This is a genomic window from Bradyrhizobium sp. Kon56, from assembly GCF_055807635.1.
In genome coordinates, this window is sequence record NZ_JBVVOU010000170.1 from 1 (window position 1) to 418 (window position 418).

General features: G+C 53.1%; 1 protein-coding gene. It reads right to left on the reverse strand.

What is annotated here, in order from left to right; translation table 11 throughout:
* Positions 1-418 (reverse strand): glycosyltransferase family 32 protein (locus AC0L3B_RS38475; protein ID WP_473382834.1); only part of this gene is annotated, 418 nt, incomplete at both ends.

The following is a 418-nucleotide window of genomic DNA, read 5'->3' on the forward strand; positions in this document are numbered from 1 at the left end:
TGAATGCCGCCGAACTCGTTATTCCACTTATAACGAAGCCAATCCGAAGCCGCCGCATAGTTTTCCTTGGGGCCATGTCGGAAATACTCGTAGACCTCGCCGCTCTCCGATGCCTTGAGCCGCGCGAAGACATCACTTTCATTCAAATTACGGACTTCAAGGTTGCTCGCCTTGCCTTCAAGTGCAACCTTGATTTGCTGGAACACCTCAGGGGTGTCCGCGTCCACGTTGACAACTGATTTGTAGCCGGGCGTTTTGTTGGCATTGTTTATTATGTTCTCCAACCGATGGGGCGGCAGCAGGCCGCCCATCCACAGGTAGTTGATCTCTTTGGGTATCGGTGCGACAGCATCGGGAATACGAGGCAGCGTGAACTTGATGGTTTCAACGGTACTCGACTTTGGCAGCGTGTCCTTGG